Origin of the sequence: Dyadobacter fermentans DSM 18053 (assembly GCF_000023125.1) — a bacterium.
Classification (GTDB): Bacteria; Bacteroidota; Bacteroidia; order Cytophagales; family Spirosomataceae; genus Dyadobacter; species Dyadobacter fermentans.
Genome location: NC_013037.1, coordinates 639465 through 658303, shown reverse-complemented (window position 1 = coordinate 658303; position 18839 = coordinate 639465). Strand labels below are relative to the sequence as shown.

Annotated in this window: 16 protein-coding genes; 11 read left to right on the top strand and 5 right to left on the bottom strand. The window is 53.9% G+C overall.

Annotation, left to right across the window (positions count from 1 at the left end; translation table 11 throughout):
• Positions 1-66: 66 nt before the first annotated feature.
• From DFER_RS02870 to DFER_RS02860, 3 genes are all read right to left on the bottom strand, one after another.
• A complete protein-coding gene (locus DFER_RS02870) occupies positions 67-1155 on the bottom strand; it encodes an efflux RND transporter periplasmic adaptor subunit (RefSeq protein WP_015810101.1) in 1089 nt (362 codons plus the stop codon).
• A gap of 11 nt (positions 1156-1166) precedes the next feature.
• A complete protein-coding gene (locus DFER_RS02865) occupies positions 1167-2417 on the bottom strand; it encodes a TolC family protein (protein WP_015810100.1) in 1251 nt (416 codons plus the stop codon).
• A gap of 146 nt (positions 2418-2563) precedes the next feature.
• The gene (locus DFER_RS02860; RefSeq protein WP_015810099.1) at positions 2564-3259 is read right to left on the bottom strand and encodes a response regulator transcription factor; all 696 of its coding nucleotides are present in this window, start codon (positions 3257-3259) and stop codon (positions 2564-2566) included.
• Positions 3260-3483: 224 nt separating this feature from the next.
• Here DFER_RS02860 and DFER_RS02855 point away from each other — a divergent pair, with 224 nt between their 5' ends.
• The 11 genes from DFER_RS02855 (at position 3484) to DFER_RS02805 (ending at position 16109) form a co-directional block, all read left to right on the top strand.
• Positions 3484-4314, top strand: coding sequence for a GNAT family N-acetyltransferase (locus tag DFER_RS02855; protein WP_041734675.1), 831 nt, complete (start codon positions 3484-3486; stop codon positions 4312-4314).
• 103 nt (positions 4315-4417) lie between these two features.
• Entirely contained in the window at positions 4418-5596 is a 1179-nt protein-coding gene (locus DFER_RS02850) for a caspase family protein (RefSeq protein ID WP_229206158.1), read from the top strand.
• A 56-nt stretch (positions 5597-5652) separates the two neighbouring features.
• The gene (locus DFER_RS02845; RefSeq protein ID WP_015810096.1) at positions 5653-7116 is read left to right on the top strand and encodes a C1 family peptidase; all 1464 of its coding nucleotides are present in this window, start codon (positions 5653-5655) and stop codon (positions 7114-7116) included.
• A gap of 167 nt (positions 7117-7283) precedes the next feature.
• Positions 7284-8033: a hypothetical protein gene (locus DFER_RS02840; RefSeq protein ID WP_015810095.1), complete on the top strand. Its 750-nt coding sequence runs from the start codon at positions 7284-7286 to the stop codon at positions 8031-8033.
• Positions 8034-8059: 26 nt separating this feature from the next.
• Positions 8060-9325 carry a caspase family protein gene (locus DFER_RS02835; protein ID WP_015810094.1) on the top strand — a complete coding sequence of 422 codons (1266 nt, stop codon included), beginning with the start codon at positions 8060-8062 and terminating at the stop codon, positions 9323-9325.
• A gap of 18 nt (positions 9326-9343) precedes the next feature.
• Positions 9344-10801 carry a DUF4384 domain-containing protein gene (locus DFER_RS02830; protein WP_015810093.1) on the top strand — a complete coding sequence of 486 codons (1458 nt, stop codon included), beginning with the start codon at positions 9344-9346 and terminating at the stop codon, positions 10799-10801.
• Between the two features lie 238 nt (positions 10802-11039).
• Complete coding sequence (locus DFER_RS02825) at positions 11040-11702, top strand: RNA polymerase sigma factor (RefSeq protein WP_015810092.1); 663 nt, start codon at positions 11040-11042, stop codon at positions 11700-11702.
• Positions 11703-11766: 64 nt separating this feature from the next.
• Entirely contained in the window at positions 11767-12654 is an 888-nt protein-coding gene (locus tag DFER_RS02820) for an anti-sigma factor family protein (RefSeq protein WP_015810091.1), read from the top strand.
• 30 nt (positions 12655-12684) lie between these two features.
• Positions 12685-14337 (top strand): PKD domain-containing protein, encoded by a 1653-nt coding sequence (locus DFER_RS02815; RefSeq protein ID WP_143828639.1) that lies wholly within the window; start codon positions 12685-12687, stop codon positions 14335-14337.
• A gap of 189 nt (positions 14338-14526) precedes the next feature.
• Positions 14527-14862, top strand: coding sequence for a YciI family protein (locus DFER_RS02810; protein ID WP_015810089.1), 336 nt, complete (start codon positions 14527-14529; stop codon positions 14860-14862).
• A gap of 8 nt (positions 14863-14870) precedes the next feature.
• Complete coding sequence (locus DFER_RS02805) at positions 14871-16109, top strand: RNA polymerase sigma factor (protein WP_015810088.1); 1239 nt, start codon at positions 14871-14873, stop codon at positions 16107-16109.
• Here DFER_RS02805 and DFER_RS02800 read toward each other — a convergent pair.
• Positions 16096-16908 carry an alpha/beta fold hydrolase gene (locus DFER_RS02800; protein WP_015810087.1) on the bottom strand — a complete coding sequence of 271 codons (813 nt, stop codon included), beginning with the start codon at positions 16906-16908 and terminating at the stop codon, positions 16096-16098. The genes DFER_RS02805 and DFER_RS02800 overlap by 14 nt on opposite strands.
• A gap of 83 nt (positions 16909-16991) precedes the next feature.
• Positions 16992-18815: a cytochrome c peroxidase gene (locus DFER_RS02795; protein WP_015810086.1), complete on the bottom strand. Its 1824-nt coding sequence runs from the start codon at positions 18813-18815 to the stop codon at positions 16992-16994.
• Positions 18816-18839 lie beyond the last annotated feature (24 nt).

Below are 18839 nucleotides of genomic sequence, written 5' to 3'. Positions count from 1 at the left end.
AATGTGTGAATGACTGGCTAATTCACGCGCAAGCCCATTCACTCATTCACTCATTGACTCATTCACTCATTGATTAAGCGCATTATAGATAAGCAATTGATTATGAGACACCACCATCTCGCCATCTGCAAGGCCTTCGCTGATGTAGGCGCGTTTGGAGAGGTTGCGGAAAACGTCCACCGGGCGGGCTTCGATGTTGCTTTGGCTTGTGAACACCAGCACCCAGTTTTTGCTGCGATCGAAAATCACCGCCTTCGACGGGATTGACTGCATGCGTGTGTTTTCCTCGAAGTTGAGGCTTACCGTGGCATGCATTTCGGGTTTCAGCCTGAAACTCGCGTTCGAAAGCTGAATGCGGATTTTCATCGCCCGCGTTTCGGGGTCGAGCACGTTGTAGATTTTATCCACTTTGCCTTTGAAGACTTCGTCGGGGAAGCTGATCGTCTTGATGTCCGCGGACATACCGAGGCGGATTTTGGGAATATCGCTTTCATTCACGTTCGCCATCACCCACACGTCGGAGATTTGCCCCACGGTGAAAAGGCTTTCAGCATTGTCGGAGCGCAGCTGCGTGCCGCGGTTCACGTTTTTGTCCACAATAAAGCCGTCGATCGGCGCCCGCACGACATAGCTGGCCGACTTTGAAACGCCGTAAATCGATGAAATCGCCTTCACGCGATCGAGCTCCGCCTGGGCCTTGTCCACCATTTGCCGCGCCGTGATCATGTCGCGCTCGGGAACGAGCTTGCTTTCGAAAAGGTCTTCCGTGGACGACAGGTTCTTCTGCGCGATCAGCAGATCCGACTGCGCCTCGATCATCTGCCGTTCGAGGTCGGCCACCTCGCCGGAGCGGATCGTGGCCAGTTCCTGCCCTTTGCGCACATGGTCGCCCAGCTCCACCTTCACGTCCTCCACATTCCCGCCCACGAGCGGAAACACCCGGATCACCCGGTTTTCATCCGGCACGACCTTCCCCACGAGGGTGAGCTCGTTCCGCACTGTTTCCGTGCGCACCGTGTCCAGCACGATTTGCCGCATCATCGAATCCGACAGCATGAATGCCTTCGATTCTTCCTGCTGGCTGGCTTGCTTCCGGCACGACGCCGCCGAGAGAGCGACGATGCCGCCCACCATCGCAATCACTAATTTTTGCATTGTGTTATGGTTTAAAGGCCGAATAATTCTTCCCCGACTACAAAGTTCAGCTCTTCGTAGACCTTAATCCGGTCGGCCTGCAACCGGTTGAACTCCCGGATGCTTTCGTTGTAGGTTTCGATGAAATCAATGAATTCGAGGAGGGTTATATTTCTTTTTTGAAAATTGTCGTACATGCCGCGATTGAGCTGCGAAAACTGATCGGAAAACCTTGTCTCCACGCTCCTGAATGCATTTTCCGCAATGGTTACCTTGTTCCAGGCGGCATTTACCTCGTTGGCGATGCTGTTTCGTTTGGCGGTTTCCCGCGTTTTGAAATAGCTGATACCGCTTTTCGCCGCGCGGATGTTACCCTGGTTCCGATTGAAGAACGGCAGGTTCATCGATGCAGAAAGCCCGAAATAATGGAACTGATAGTTGCTCGCCTGATCGTACACGGCCCCCACTTCGATATTCGGTTTGGCCAGCGCCTTTTGCAGGTTGTAATTCAATTCCGCCTGCTTCACGGCCGACTCGGCCACTTTCAGGTCCGTCCGGCGCAGCAATGCGAGCTCGCGGAGGTCGCCGGGCGTTTGCTTTTCCAGCCGGTACCGGGCCATTTCCAGGCTGTCGACCACCGGCACCACGTAGGCTTCGCTGTTGAAGTAAATCCGTAAATCACGCTGGTTTTCAGTTATTTCAAACAGAATATCCGCCCGGTTGTTGCGAAGCTGGAACAGCAGGGCTTTCAAACGCACCACTTCTTTGAGCGACACATTGTTCCGGCCATATTCCCGATCAAACGCCTCGACGGTGGTCGCCAGCGTAGCGATCTGATTATCCAGCAGTTGCAAGGTCTGCCCCAGGAAATGGGTTTCGAAAAACAGTTGCCGGAGATCGAATTTCAGCGTGCGGGCCAGGTCGAAAAATTCCAGCTCCGTTTTCCGGGTCGTCTCCACATCCAGCGCCACTTGCTTCGTGCGCTTGCCGGCGCGGGTGATCACCTGTTGCAGGCTTATGAACTTCTGGCCTCCCCTGCCCACATCCAGCCATCCGCGCGAGGGGTTGTAGGCACTCAGTTCGATGCTCAGGTTGGGATTATCCCAAAGTTTGTCCTGGATTTCGGCGGCCTTCGCGATGTCGATCTGGTAACGTTCGGCGAGCAGGGTCAGGTTGTTTTTCAAAAAGAGACTGTCCGCCTGCCGGACGGTCACTTTGAGGGTGTCCTGTGCCTGCACGAATACGCTCGCACAGACCAGTAGCCCGATCAGGTAAAATCGCATAACTCTTGTTTTTGACGCTGCAAAGATTGAGAAACGGGGCCTTACCGCCACCATTCCGGCATTTAGAAAAACATTAAAAGTAAATTAGGAAAATATTAAAATCGCGGTTTGCAGCCGTTCAATGCAGTTTTTGAAGCTAGCACACCTTAATTTTCCATGAGGATGTACCCGAGCCCGGGCCTCGTCTGGATCAGTTTTACATCAAAACCCTTATCGATTTTCTTGCGCAGGTAATTGATATACACCTCCACGAAATTGGTGCCCGGGTCGAAATTCAAATGCCAGATATTCTTCACAAGGTCCATTTTTGAAATGACCGTTCCGGGGTTCAGGAGAAAATATTCGAGCAGGGCAAACTCCTTGGCCGTCAGCCCGATAAACTTTCCGGCGCGCGTTACCACCTTGGTATCCACATTCAGTTGCAGGTCGGCAATGCCCAGCACGCGGTTGCCCGCATCCAGCCGACCGGCATCCGAAAGCCGCAATGCAGCGTGTATCCGCGCAACTAACTCCCTGGAATCGAACGGCTTCACGATGTAGTCCGTGGCACCGTTCCCCAGCCCTTCAACCTTATCCTCGATTTCGCCGTAGGCTGTTAGCATGATCACCGGCAGCAGCGGTTTGAACTCACCGATATGCCGGCAGACGTCGAAACCATTCATTCCGGGCAGGTTAATATCCAGTAAAACGAGGTCATACCGACCGTCTAGCGCCATCTTTTTGCCCGTCAGGCCGTCCCGGGCGATGTCGGCATTAAAGTTTTCCGATTGTAAAACCCTGTAAATGTTCTGCGCGATACGCAGGTCGTCTTCGATAATCAGTACCGTTTTCTTCATCTTCATACATGTTCGGATCAGGTTTGCGTCAAAAGAAGAGCCAGCGGCGACACAAAGATTTGCATTCAGAACTTGCCGATACCGATATTATGGATTAGATTTTAATTAAATATCCTGGCATTTTAACATAATTATTTAATTATCAATTATTTAAAATGCCTGCCAAGAAAAGCGCATTATGGTCATCAATTTCTAACTATTTGTTATATACGCAACCCTATTCTGACCATATGACCAGCATCAGACCTATGCAAACCACCGATATTCCGTTTGGAATGCACCTCGTGCAACAGGCGGGCTGGAACCAGCTGGAAACCGACTGGCAGCGGGCACTTGCCTTGCATCCCGGAGGCTGTTTTCTCGCCGAGCATAATGGCAACCCGGCGGGAACGGTCACGACGTGCGTCTTCGGCAGTGTGGCGTGGATCGCGATGATGCTGGTGGATACAGCCGCCCGGGGCCAGGGGGTCGGGAAATCGCTCATGGAACATGCCATGTCGCACCTGGATCACCTCGGAGTGGCAACCCAGCGGCTGGACGCGACCGATCTTGGGAAGCCGCTTTACGAAAAACTTGGCTTCGCGGCGGAATACGAAGTGGTGCGCCTGAAAGGCATTGCCAAACCCACCGCCGAGGCCGACGCCACCCGCTGGACGCACGACACCCGCGACCAGCCGATCCTCGACCTGGATTCCCGCGTCACCGGAGGCCAGCGAGGCGCATTTTTGCATGCATTGGCAGAAAACAACGCATTTTTCCACTCCATATTCGACGACGAACTCGCCTACGCGGGCTCTCGCAAGGGACGCAATGCCATACAGCTCGGCCCCGCCGTAGCCTCTACGCCCGAAGCCGGCAGGCAGCTTTGTGACGCCCTGCTCGCACATTTCAGCGGAATGCCGGTGTTTATGGACATTCCTGTGCCCAACAAACCTGCATTGCGATGGGCAAAAGCACACGGACTGGAAGAACAGCGGCGCTTTACGAGAATGTACAGGGGAGAAAAACCGGTGGATCACCCGGAAATGATCTGGGCAAGTTCGGGGCCGGAGAAAGGCTAGCAAAAAAATAGTCGCGGCGATTCATTTATTTTCAGTATATCGCTATTTAATTGTTCAGCCGGGGGTGAATCGGACACAAAGCGCATGGCAAAGCTGAACATTCGTGAGAAAGCATATGCAAGGCTTAACCAAGATCATTAACCACTTCACACGCCGTGCCGGCGCATGCTGGCTGACGGCAGCATTACTTCTGACAGGCCCGCTATGCCCCGGCCAGTCGTTTTACGCCGTACTCGTGGCCGACACCCGCGATCCCGCGATCGGCTCGGGTTGTCAAAAAGACCTGGAAGAAATGTCGGGCACATTGCGGAGCATTTCCAAAAAAATCGAATACAATTACCGGGAGATCGTCTGCGATCAGGAAAAGTTTGGGAAAGCTGGCATTCAGGCGGCTATTTCAAACATCGAATGCAAGCCGGAGGACATCATTTTTTTCTACTACACCGGCCACGGGATCAGCAACGACGCCGACAGCAGCCGCTTCCCGGTGCTTTACCTGAAAGACGAAAATCTTGAACTCGAAATCATCCACGGCCTCTTACGGGACAAAAATCCGCGATTCTGCCTCACATTCGGCGATTGCTGCAATAACCTCGTGACAGGCCCAACGCCGCCCGCCACACGGGGCATTACGGTTACAAAGGACACCGAAATGCTCCGCCAGCTTTTTGTGCAAGCCAATGGCGACCTGCTCATCAGCAGTGCCAAAAAGGGTGAAAAAGCGACTGCACATCCCCGGGAAGGCAGTTTTTACAGCAACCACTGGATGCAGGCGCTCGCCTATGCCGGCAGCAAAGACAAGCAAGCTTCCTGGGAAAAGCTGCTGGCCGATGCCGAAAACCGGTTGCAGGAAAGCCTGAAAAACTTCCCAGATTCTGTCAGGCATCATTCGCAATGGATCGGCAACTTCCCCGAGCGGATTGGAGCGTCCGGGAGTAGCGTCGCAAACACGCGGGCCCGGGTGCAAGTGGTGGACCTGCAACGCTACATTTCCATCATCGCCGACAAAAAGCTTCCCGCCGCGGAACGCGAGCAGGCCGTGGAAATGGCCGTGAGCCTGTTCGGAAAGGATTATATGCAAAACGGCAAACGGCGATCGCCTCAGGTGCAGGTGGCGCGCAGGGACGGCACCACATTCGGTGTCCCGGTCAAGATTTATTTCAAAAATCTCCTGTATGTCAAATTCGACAAGGTGGAAATTACCTCCTATGACGCCGCGACAAAGGCCGGGCTGAAAACGATTACCGTCGATGACACCGTGCCGATTGCAGGTTTCCGGTAGCAAGCCACTATGCCCGGATTTTTTTGAGCATTTCAACTTCCATTGATATTACCCGAATGAAGCCCTCTTTCCTATTTGCCGTCGTGTATGTGCTGGCCTTGCTGCTTCCGGCGTCGGAATCGCTGGCGCAAAAACGCGGCATGGGCCTGAAAATGGACGACGCGCGGTACCTGCGCCTCCCGCGCAAGTCACCCAATATTGTATTCAAAGGCGTATTACCGGCCTCATTCAGCCTGCGAAGCCTGATGCCGGAAATCGGCGACCAGGGCATGGACGGGACGTGTGTGGGCTGGTCGGCGGCATACTACATGCGCACGGTCATGGAAGCTGGCAAACAGGGACTCACAGGTCAGCCGGCCAGGATCACCGCTACGGCATTCTCGCCCGGCTGGCTCTACGGGCAGATCCGTTCGGGACAGGATAACGGCTGTGCGGATGGCGTTTACCTTGAAGACGCGCTGGAAGTGATGAAAACGAAAGGATCGGCGTTCCTGAGCTGCGCGCCGGGGAATTGCACGGTCCGTTACGACCAATGCGACGACAAGGCTACCAACTACAAAATCGCCGATTACGCCACACTTTTCAGTCCGGGCGACAGCAGCTTTACCGCGGCGCAGCGCATTCATGCCATCAAATCAGCGCTGGTGGAAAGCAAAAGTGCCGTGCTCACCGGCATGCTCGTACCGCCATCCTTCATAGACGCTACCGGCGAAAACTGGCAGCCGGCACCGGGCGAATCGGCCGCCAATGCCATCGGAGGCCATTCGCTGGCCATCATCGGCTACGACGATCATGTGAACGAAGGCTCGTTCCTGATCGCCAACAGCTGGGGCACGGCGTGGGGAAGCGGCGGTTACATTTGGGCTAAATACGGCGACCTGGCCCGCTTCATCAAGAACGCCTACCAGATCTACACCGAACCGCCCGCCAGGCCGCAACCGCAGACGATAGCAATGCAGGGAGACATTGATTTTCTCACCGGAAGCGGCGCTATGGCCGTCCATTCGACCGTTTCGAAAGGTGCCCAGGTAACCATGGGACAACCAAAAACCGAAATGCTTACCTACACCATGAGCCAGCCCCATGCTTCGGGCACGCGATTCAAGATGGTGATCAGCAACAGCCGGCAATCGTATGTTTACATTCTCGGGTCCGACAAGGAGAACCGGGTTTCGGCGCTGTTTCCCGACAATTCGGAAGAAATGATCACAAGCGCCGTGGTCCCCGCCAACAGCCAGATGCTGATGCCTTCCCCGCATAGTTCCTTCACGCTCGACGACATGACGGGCGAAGATTATTTCATTGTATTTATTTCTCAAAACGAGCTGAACCTCGAAGAACTGGCCGCAAGAATTAAAAATGCCGACGGTACCATCGTGCAAAAAGCCTTTTCCGCATTGGGAGAAGAATTTATCTCTCCAAAAGCCATTTCCTACGCGCCCGGAAAAATTTCCTACGAAGTGAAAGGCGCTCCGAAAGGCAGCGTTGTTCCGGTACTAGTTAAGATCATACACCAATAAATTGACGGCATTTTCTTATTTTTAAATCCAGTTATAACCCAACAATCGCTGTCGTTTTGGACAAGTCTTTCTCTACCAGTCACAGAAAAGGCAAAACAATTGGTTTTTGCAGCATGCATTCCCCCGGAAAACGACTCCCAAGGCCCGTTTGGATAGTACTTCTTTGCATGATCGTTTCAACCGCAGCGAGCGCGCAGGATAAGATCATCGTCAGAGACGGCAAACAAATTGACGCCAAAGTGCTAGGCACGGATGCAAAATATGTCCGCTACAAAAGATCCGACAACCCGAACGGCCCCGATTACTTCATTTTCCGCTCCGACGTTCTTAAAATCGAATACCAGAACACCACCGAACAAAAAGGCGAGCCGCTTAAAATGGCACGGGAGACGGCAGGCGCACCAACAACAGCAGCATCTAACGACAACATCCCGGCACCAGCAGTATCAACTGCAACCGCTACCGAAGCCGCGGTAATCGATATAAAACTCCTCGAACAAAAGGCCGCACAGTACAAAAAGCGCGGGACCATTTTCCTGACCGCCGGCACGGCAGCCATGATAGCCGGGGCAGTGACGCTGATCAAACTGAACGGCGATTATGGCAACTACAAGCGCGAAATACAAGCCACGAACGACGCCTACACCGCCTGGTACCGCGCCAATTACGAAAAAGCCCCGCCCGCGGGCGACCTTCAAAAGCAGGAAAGTTTTGCCAAATTCGCTTCTCCGGGCATTTATTTCGGGGCGGCGGCCGTGGTTGGCGGGCTGGCACTTGACTGGCTCGGTATCCGGAACGTAAAAATCGCGAGAAAGGCGCGCGAGGAGCTGGCCCAAAAGCGGAAGACATTGTCGGTAAGGCCATTTTACCAGTCGGGGCGCAAAACGGCGGGCATCCGGATCGCGCTTTCATTTTAATACCCATTCACATCAGTTCAAACGGCATGATTAAGCTTTTTACAATTTTCGCGGCCCTATGCCTGGCTTTCTCCCCGCACCAGGAGGTCGCTGCCGAAAGCAATGCACCATCCGACACGCTTTATCTGAGAACCCGGGAAAAGAAAGTAGCGACGGTGAAGGAAGTTTATCCCGACATTGTGAAATACAATTCCGAAACTGAAAAGGATCTTTTGTCCATTCCTGTAAAAGAGCTGGCCGGCATTGTTTATGCCAACGGCACGCGGGACCTTTTCAATGCATTCGACGCGGGCAGCAAGCCGGATATCAAATGGCTGACCAACATTTCATTCAGCGACAAGCCCCAGGCCGGCATCAGCGCCTGCATATTGAACGAAGCAAGCAATATCACAATCGAGGTGAACGGCGCGCCGGCTGCGGCTACACGGTCGTTCAGAACGGTGCCTGCCCAGGCCGAAGGCTGCCTTGGCGGCGTTTACATTTCCCAGCAGATCACGCTGCGTGAGGGGAAGAACAATGTGAGGATACTGGCCGGTAATGCGTCGGGAAACAGCAGCTCGGATACGCTGACGATCGTTTACAGCAAAAATCCGAAGCGCATTGCTCTCGTGGTGGGCAACTCGTCCTACCAGGCAGGTTCACAGCTGCAAAATCCTGAGAACGACGCCAAAGCAATCACCCGCAAACTCACCGGGCTCGGATTTGAGGTGATTGAGCGGATTGATGCCCGGCAGGGCGACCTGCGTGCCGCTGTGGCAGCATTCGGAAGCAGCATTCAGGACCAGGACCTGGAAGTGGCGCTGTTTTACTACGCGGGTCACGGCATTCAGGTGGGTGGTAGAAATTACCTCGTGCCGGTGGACATTAATCCCCGCTCGGAGATGGAATTGAAGGTACTGGCCGTGTCGGCAGACGATGTGCTGGACCAGATGTCGGCCGCGGACGAGCATTCGCAGCGTACCAATATCATGATCCTCGACGCCTGCCGCGATAACCCGCTCAGCCGCAGCTGGACGCGCGGCTCCGGCGCCAGAGGTCTGGCCAGCATGAGCGCGCCTCCCGGCTCACTCATCACCTTCTCGACCAAACCCGGCTTCACCGCCCTCGATGGCGATGGCACCAACAGCCCCTACACCGCCGAACTGCTGAAAGCGCTCGACGTTCCGGGCCTGCGCCTCGAAGACATTTTCCGCACCGTGCGCATCCGCGTGATGGAGCTCACTAACCGGCAGCAGGTGCCGATGGAAAACAGCCTGCTCACCCGTGAGGTAATCCTCAACAAAAGCAAGTAATAGCCTCACATTCAAGCTATGAAACGGCTGCTGCTCGCATTGACATTGCTTCTCTTTCTGCATACTTCCTATGCGCAGCAGCCCGGCATTGGCGAGCGGACCAAAGCAACGGAGCACGCCCGGCAGGTTTTGAAGGACTTCGAATCGGCATTCAGCCTGCTTGCAAACCCTTACGTAACCGATGCCGCGGAACGAAACGAAGCCGCGCGGCGCATGCGTGCCAGCGTGCGGCGCGACGCGCGCTTTGAAAACGACCTGGTGCCCGGCAGCAGCATTTCCAAAACCATCAGTTTCGACGAATACCAGCGCATGGCGTTCACACGCTACCGAAAAAGCGGACTGGCGTGCCTTTTCGAATGGGAAGAAGCAGAGTTCAGGACGGTGACGGGAGGTTATCTCGTGCTGTTTTACGGGAAAAAGTCACTTTTCGGTAGCTATGACGACCGGCAGCGACTGCAACTGGAAAATGTGCCCTTCCGCGCGGGCGTTTTAATGCAAATGAATGGCAAACAGGTCGCGCATGCCGGTATCGCGTTCTGGGACACGGATTGGCGCGAAAAAAGTGACAATACGACTCCGCTTACCAGCCAGCGCCATCCGCTCGCATACCTTACAATGCCGGAAACGATCGATGAACTTGCACGCAAAATTAACCGTTCGATCGACCGGAATGCAACCAGGAAAATGGCCGTAGAAGAAATTACCTTTGACGGCCTCGGTATTTCCAACGATTTTTCCAGGCAACTGACCGGCATGCTCAAATCGTCGCTCGCGAAGCTGCGGAGCGACATGGAGACAGACTTCGCCCCCGGCAGCGCAGGACCGTTATTGAAACTACGAGGCAGTTACCGGAAATCGGGCGATTTGCTGACCATCGGAATACAGCTCTTCGGCCACCGCGACAGCCCCGCAAGCCCGGCCATTGAAGCCCAAATGCTGTTATCAAACATTTCCGATACGGACATAGCGCCCGCAGAACCGCTCATCCGGGAAGCCTTGCGGGTACAGGCCATTACCGCTGCAAGGCAAGAAAAGGGCAGCCCCGACGCACTGGTGCTCGAAGTGGTGACCAACAAAGGTTTCGGACCGCAATCCTACCGCGAGGGCGACACCATGACGGTGAAAGTGCGTGCCAACAGGCCGTGCACCGTGCGGATGATTTACCAGGATGCGGCTAAAAACCTTGTGCGGCTCAGAAATGACGATTTCGCGATCGCGCCCGAGGCGGTTGGAAAATGGGTCAGCATTCCCGAGCATTTTGAATGCGCCGCGCCGTTCGGCTTCGAAATGCTGCTGGCCTATGCCACGGAAGGGAAGTTCAGGCCGATCGGTAAGACGCAGTCGCAAAACGGCTTTACATTCATCCTGGACGATCTTCAAAATGTGGTGGACCTCACAACGGGCAGCGCGGAAAACGGGCAGGTAGCGAAAGCAATGATCCCGATCACGACACAGCCGCGTCGGAAAGCATTCTAAAAAAAGAGGCCCGTCGAAACCGTCGGGCGCTCTTCAATTTTGTAATAACCCACAACCCTAAAAACCCTTCGGCTCAGGCCCCGCTACCGGGACCCGGGCGTTTCCGATTTTTTGGGTCTGAGGTTTATCCGCATAATCATCAAAACATTATCACTGCTTTGTTACTTTTTTCAATATGTTTGGGTACCGGCTTCCCGAACCAGCTCTTTTTTGTTTTTTTGTAGAAATATCGAGGCGAATGACATTCCAAGAGTCCTGCAAACGCTACCGCGATTCTGACCGGTTGTTTTACGAAGACCTGCTTCAAGAAAAGCACGAGGCATACGCGTGTTTGTACCAGCAAACTCACCAGCAATGCATTCCCTATGTGCTCAACCGGGGCGGCGACCAGCAGCAGGCGGAAGATCTTTTGCAGGAATGTCTCGCAATTTTTGTCGTAAAAATCCGCGACGGCTCCTTCGTTTTTCAGGAGAATACCCGCATTACCACCTATTTCTACCGCATTTACATCAATCAATGGAAGAAAAGCTTCGAGCAATGGTCGCGGCGCGGGGAAATACGGCTGGAAAGGCAATTTGCCAGCGACGACGGTGACGATGAAGGCCGCAGCAGTTCGTTCAGGATCTCCGGCCTGGACGATGACGGCATTGCATTCGAAGCCGACCTGCCGGAACCGCTCCTGCAAGATTTCGACGAAGATGAGCGCAGCTGGAATTTCAGGAAGCTGGACCGGGCTTTTCATCTGCTTGCCGAAGACTGCCGGAAGATGCTGAAATGGTTTTATGTAGACGAGCGCCCGCTGCGCGAAATCGCCGCCGATCTCGGCATGACAGAGGCCTCGGCGACCGTGAAGCGCTTCAAATGTGCGAAGTACCTGAGGGAAAAATTTCATTTGAAGTGATAACAATCGGCGAAAACGCGTATCAACTCCTACAATCTCACCATTGAACCACGATTTTGAAGCTATGGAATTATCGCAAGAAACGTTTGATGAAATCCACCGGTACCTGAGCGGCCAAGGCACGCCCGAAGAACGCGCGGATTTTGCAAAACGGCTGCAAACCGACGAATCCCTGGCCCGCGCCGTCGATACCGAACGCCGCATTCGCGATGGTTTGAAAGCCAGTGAAAACAGGAAATTATTCAGGGACATTCACGCCCAGCTGCAAAGCGAAGGCGCATTAGCTTTCAAAAACACCCCTGATAACCAGAACGATACAAACATCACTCCCCTGCAACCGGCCGCCGGCCCTCAAACGACCAGGCGCTGGCCCTATATCGCCGCCGCAGCCAGCGTGCTCCTGGCAATAGGGCTTATCTGGTATGCCAACGACGAACCGAAACCTACGCAGATAGCTTCCAAAACCACCATAACCGACCAACCGGCAATACCGGATACAACGCCGCAAGCGAAGCCCGCCGAACAGCCCGCTCCGTCGAAAGCGGTTACTCCGGCAACGAAACGGCTTGAAACGCCAGCGCCAGCCTTGCCGGAAACCGACCTTTTTGCCGAATATTTCAAAGCAGACACGCAACTCGAAAGCCCGTTCCCAAAAGACAAACTGGGGATCAGCCCGGCTGCATTCCGGCAATGGCGGTCGGATACGGCGCGTGTGAACCAGGGTGTGCGCCATCTCGCGCAACGTGAAGCCGCCCTGGCGCTGCCCGAACTGCAACACGTTGAAAACAGCAGTTTCCGCCAGGTAAAAAACGCCGCCGAATGGTATATCGCACTGGCTTACCTGCAACAAAACGACCGTAAAAGCTGTGAAGAGCAGCTCAAAAAGGTCATCTCGAACACAGAAAGTACTTACAATCCGCAAGCCGTGGAACTGCTGGCAAAAATCCGCTAACTTTACGGTACTCCCTATCGAATGCATTTCATGAAGAGAATCTTTACCTACATCCTACTGACCTCCCTCGCCGTCGCATGTCAGGTGGACATGCCCCAAAAGCCTGTTTCGCGCTTCAAATTCACGCCCGAAAACGGCTGCAAGGCCCCATGCAGCGTCACATTCACCAGCGAAGCAGAAAACGCGGCAAATATTCAATGGGATTTCGGGGATGGGACGCCTTTGCAGAGTGGTGATTCCATCCCGCATGATTTTGAGACGGCAGGTAATTATCAGGTAAAACTGATTGTGAAAGGAATTGATGGCGGCAGCAATGGCTCCACCAGGACTGTACAGATCGGAGCTCCTTCCCCGGAAGCATTCAGCATCTCAGGCGGATACAATTTCCCGACAGACATCATAGCCGACTCCAAAGGCAACATTTACGTTTCCGGCACAGCCAAAGGCGTGGTTCGGTTCGGCAATAAAAAAACCCTGAATTCGGTCGCGGGTTCGGACGATTTCTTCGTCGCCAAATACAACAGCGCAGGACAATGCGTGTGGCTTTACACCGATGGCAGCACCGGTGACGATCATGCGAATGCCATCGCTCTGGACAGCGCCGGGCATGTATATGTAACAGGTTTCATCAGCGGCCCACTTACCCGGCAATCGGTCACGGCAAAAGGCGGCCTAGACGGATTTGTCGCGAAGATCAAGCCGGACGGAACTACCGATTGGTTTAAAACTTTTGGTGGACCACAAAACGACCAGGGAAGGGCACTTGCATTTTTTGAGGCAGCCGAAAGACCTAAAATATACCTGACAGGAACCGTTGAAGGTGATAATATCAACACCAATATCGCTTTTCCCGGAACCATGCCACAGAAAGCGGATGGTCGGGATGGCTTTTTGACAATACTTTCTGCCCTCGACGGTAATTTTGGGTCTGCCCACATGATGCAGGGAGCCGACATCCAGGCACCCGAAACGATTACAGTCGACGTTTACGGGAATGCCTACATTGGTGGTGCATTTCTGCAATCTATCAAATTTTCCAATGCGCTTAGCCTGAAAAGCGTTGACAGCGTAGATGCGTTTATCGCGAAATGGGGGCTTATTTCTGGAAGTTTCCTCTGGGCAAAACGCATTGGCTCCCGTGAAGTAGATTTCGCCTACGACATTGAAATTGATAAAACCTACCAAAACGTTTATCTAACGGGCATGCACAGCGGCGACATTGAGGACATGAACCTGCTCAGCGCCGGGGACGAGAATGTGTACCTGGGAAAATGGAGCACTTCTGACGGTAGGTTCCTCAACGCACGTAATGGCTTTAACTCCGGCGGAAAGGATTATCACGGGGGTATTGCCAAAACTGCAAATGGTAACATTGTCATTTCGGGATCTTTCACGGGCGCTACCGGCAGATTTCCGATGGGTGACAATTTGCTTGTTAATAGTGCAGGAGCGGCCGATATTATTCTCACCGAGGTCGATCCCGTTCTACTCAACCGCATTGATGGTAAAAAACCTGTCCGCGACGGAGGACCTACCGAGGACAGGGTCAACAAAATTTGTATTACCAACACAGGTTATGTGTATGTTGCGGGCTGGTTTTATGACAATTCAACATTTAATGAGATTACTCTAAACGGCAAGCATCAAGAGCGAAACACCTTCATCGCCCGCTACAAGCTATAACCCCAACCCATTACAAAAGAGCAGGCGAAACGTCTGCTCTTTTGCTTTTTGGAGGTGAAGTCTGTGCTGAAACTTGACATAGCATGGATGAGCCGCTTGCCATTTTTTTGCAATCCTGTTTATTTTTCGGCACAGGTTGTCCCCATGCGGACCGTCCGGTCGTCATAGGGTAAATCAAACGATAAGGACATGAAAGAATTCGCATTAATTTTCAGACTTAACAACCAGACGGACTTCCGCCCCACACCGGAGCAAATGCAGGAACGTATGAATTGGCTCGCCGGCATCGCCGCGCAAAACAAGCTCGCCGACAAAGGCAACACCCTCTCCGTGGAAAGCGCCAGAACGGTGCATGCCGACGATGTAGTCACCGACGGGCCATTTACCGAGATCAAGGAATTTGTGAGCGGGTACGTCATCGTGCGCACCGATACGATCGAAGAGGCCGTAGAACTCGCCAGGGGCAATCCGATCTTCAAAATCGGGGGAAGCATCGAGGTCAGGGAAGTAGTACAGCGCAAATAGGCCCGACAATGGTCTCTAACCCTGGAACACTGCACAGTCTTTTCAGAAAGGAGTTCACCCGGATGACGGCGGTAATCTGCCGTCATTTCGGACTGAGGCACATTCAAATTGCGGAGGACATTGCCAGTGACGCTTTTCTGACAGCTGCGGAAATCTGGCCGAAGGAAGGGCAGCCCGATAATCCTACGGCATGGCTCTATGCCGTAGCCAGAAATAAAGCGAAAGATCATCTCAAACATATCCGCGTCTTCGAAACGCAGGTCTCACCCGCCCTCCTCCGCGAAAGTGTGCAGCCGGAACCGGATTTCGAATTCACGGCGGAAACCATCGCAGACAGTCAGTTGGCGATGCTTTTCGCCGTTTGCAACCCGGCCAACGCTCCGCAGGCGCAGATCAGTCTGGCGTTGCAGGTCCTGTGCGGTTTCACGGTTGCCGAGATCGCCGACGCATTTCTCTCCAAACCGGAAACCATTAAAAAGCGGCTCCTGCGGGCACGCGCCAGGCTGCGCGAAGACAACTTCCGCATGGGCTCGCTGCACCCGGCCGATGTACAGTCCCGGCTGGATTCGGTTTTGCGCACGCTGTATTTGCTGTTTAATGAAGGTTATTTTTCCAAATCGGGCAACCATCTCATTCGCGAGGACCTATGCGCAGAAGCTATGCGTCTTGCACTCCTGCTTACTGAAAATCCATTCGTCAATTCACGCCACGCAGATGCGTTGCTGGCGCTGATGTGCTACCAGAGTTCGCGGTTCGATGCGCGGCTGAATGGCGACGGGCAAACGGTGCTTTTCGAAGCGCAGGACCAAAGTCAGTGGGACCGCGCGCTGATCGACCGGGGCAATTATTATCTCGTTAATGCGTGCAGCGGGGAAACCATATCGAAATACCACATCGAAGCAGGCATCGCCTATTGGCATACCACACCCGAAAACACCGCCAAATGGCCGCATATCCTGCATTTGTACAACCAATTGATTATCGTCGAGTACTCTCCCACAACCGCACTCAATCGCACGTTCGCTTTCGCGAAAGTGCACGGCAACGAGGCCGGGTTGCAGGAAGCGAAGAAGCTGAGCCTGGAAGACCATACCCCCTACCACGCCCTGCTGGGCTATCTGTACGCGCCGCTTTCGCCTGAGATGAGCGCATTACACTACAAACGGGCGATCGGTCTCTCGAAATCGCCCGCCGAAATACGGACGCTTCGCCGCGCATGCGACGACCTGGCAATTAACTGTCCGTAAATTTCACTTGCAGCACCTCATCAATCACCTCGTCCAATGCCTCGTTCAGCGCTTTGGGCGATTCGAGCATCGGGTAATGGCATGTGCCGGCGATTTCGATGAGCGAGTAGCCGTTCACCGCGTGCTTTTCAAGCGCTTCTACGTTGGTAGGCATGTAATTGACGTTGATCAGGTTCATTTTCGGCCTCAGCAATGGCAGAACTTCCCTTTCGATGCGGTCCATGATGAAAAATTGCGGCATGGTCTGCTGACCCATCGGCTCGTACGCCGCGCGGCAAGCGGCCACTACCTTGTCGATAATCCATTGCGGGGTTTCGGGGCCGAGCAGCACCATGCGGGCATAATGCTCGTTCGTATCGGCGTAGGCTTTTTTTGAATTTTCGATGATTTCTTCTACCTGGCTATCATACTCGGGCGGAAGCGGCGTTGCGAGGTTTTTGAAGTTGTCGACGGCGATGAAACCGATCACCGGATCGGGATAGGTGGTTGCGGCCATGAGAATGAGGTTCGCGCCGAGTGAGTGGCCGATCAGGATTACCCGTTCGAGGTTTAACGCGCGGATCAGGTTGATAATGTCGTCGGCCATGCCGCGGAGCGTCCATTCGGAACGGTTCGTGCCCGATTGCCCGTGGGCGGCCAAATCCATCGTTACGACTTTGTATTTCTCTTTGAAAAACGCGACCTGTTCTTTCCAGTAGGTCTGATCGATGAACGAGCCGTGGACGAAAAGTAGCGTCGCGGGTCCGCTTCCGTACGTGTTGTAGCTAATGGGCGTGCCGTTGCTGATGATCGTTTGCATAGGGTTGTCTGTTGAAGTGATTATTGATTTAATACAAATAAACTACTCCGGAATGACAACCCTTTGTCAGCAGGCCTTCTGAATTACAAAATCTTCATAAATGCGACCAGCGCCTTCTTCTCGGAGACCGTCAGATTGAGCTTATCAAACGGCAGCGTCTGGTTTTCAAGGTTAAAACCCAAACCATTCCCACCACCCTGATCGTAAAAATCGACTACTTCTTCCAATGTCTTGAAAACCCCGTTGTGCATATAGGGAGCCGTAAGCGCCACGTGGCGAACCGTGGGCGTTTTGAATGCATAACGGTGCGGCTCGCGTTTCGTCAGGACGAATTTGCCAACGTCCGGATCTACCGACTTACCCTCCGCAGTCGCGGGCGTGCCCAGCACCTCACTTTCCGTTTCCTGGTAGGCAGGCGGCACGGTGCCGTTGAAAAGCGGGAAAAAATGGCAGGTCGCACATTTGGCTTTGCCCATAAACAGGTTGAAACCGGACTTTTCTTCCGCAGTAAGCAGCGTTTCATCCCCGCGGAAATGGCGATCCAGGCGCGTATCGAGCGACGATAGCGAGCGGATGTAGCTCGCAATGGCATTTTTAAGGTTACTTTCCGTCACGCCGTCGGAATAGGCCTCTTCGAACAGTTTCCGCGATTCCGGCTCGTTGCGGAGCGCGGCCACGGCATCGGGGAGCGAGCCGTGCATTTCCTGCGGATTGCGGATCACATCGCTGGCCTGATCTTCGAGGAAGGTAACGCGCGAGTCGGCGAACTGGGCGGCCTGGAACGAGGCGTTCAGCAACGTCGGGGCATTTCGGCTGATGCGCATTCCATTAAAACCGAGCGCAAAGCTCTTGGGCTCGCCGTCGGTGAATGCCTTGTCGGGCTGGTGGCAGGTAGCGCAGGTCCGGCCCGAGTTATTGGATAATATCGGATTGAAAAACAGCATTTTACCCAAAGCGATTCGCTCGGAAGTCATGCTTTGCTCTTCAAAATTGATAAAATAATTGGCATCGAAAGCCCCCGAATCGGTGAGTGTGCGTGCGGACGTCGATAGCAGCCTTTTTTCTGTAAAAACCGGGATACCCAACGCTTTCTGTGCGTCGATCACGCTGCTGCTCAGCGGGTTGGCATAGTGCCTGATAAATTCCAGCCGATCGAATGCATCGAAATCCGGCGATTTGCGGATGTAGGCCAGTGCCGCGTCAAAAGCGCTGTGAAGCTGCGCTGCCGGGCCGTCGTTCGTTTTGGTATAATGCCGGAATTGCCGCTGCATACTTTCCAACGCCGCGGCCACTTCGGGCAGTGAATGGAATGCAACCGGCGAATCGAAACCGGTAATGCCCATTGAAACGATCCTGAACACTTCCAGCCGCATGGCATCGAATATGTGACTGTCCGTCAGCTCATTGGATTCTGAAATCCTGCGAAGCCGGTTCACATTGGCGCGGATCACATTAGCCGCATGCAGCATGTCGGGGTAAGCGTCGGTGGCCACTTCGGGAAAAACCATTTCTTCCAAAACCTGAAAACTCTGCGGCTCATTCACGCGCAGGTCGTCGTCCACCTCGGGGATATTCGGGCCGTTGAGGGCGCGGGTCGTTTCGGGACTGTAATAGGCGGAAATGAATTCGACACGCTTGTAGGCCAACCGGGCGTCTCGGAACGACGCCTGAATGGCCGCCGGGCGACGTGCGCGGATGTCGGTCTGCAAACGGCTTACGGCGCTGTCGAGCCCGGTCACGTCCTGCATGAACGTGGTCTTGACCTGCCTGGCCGGCGCCGCGTCCGGCTCAGTGAGCCACCAGATGAGGCAAACAATGAGCGGGATAATGATGATCAGAAAAAGGGAAAAAAGTAGCCTCCTGTGACGGAAGATAAACGAATTCGGGTTACGCGTGAATTTCAGCATGGGTAGTGGGCATTGAATCAAAAA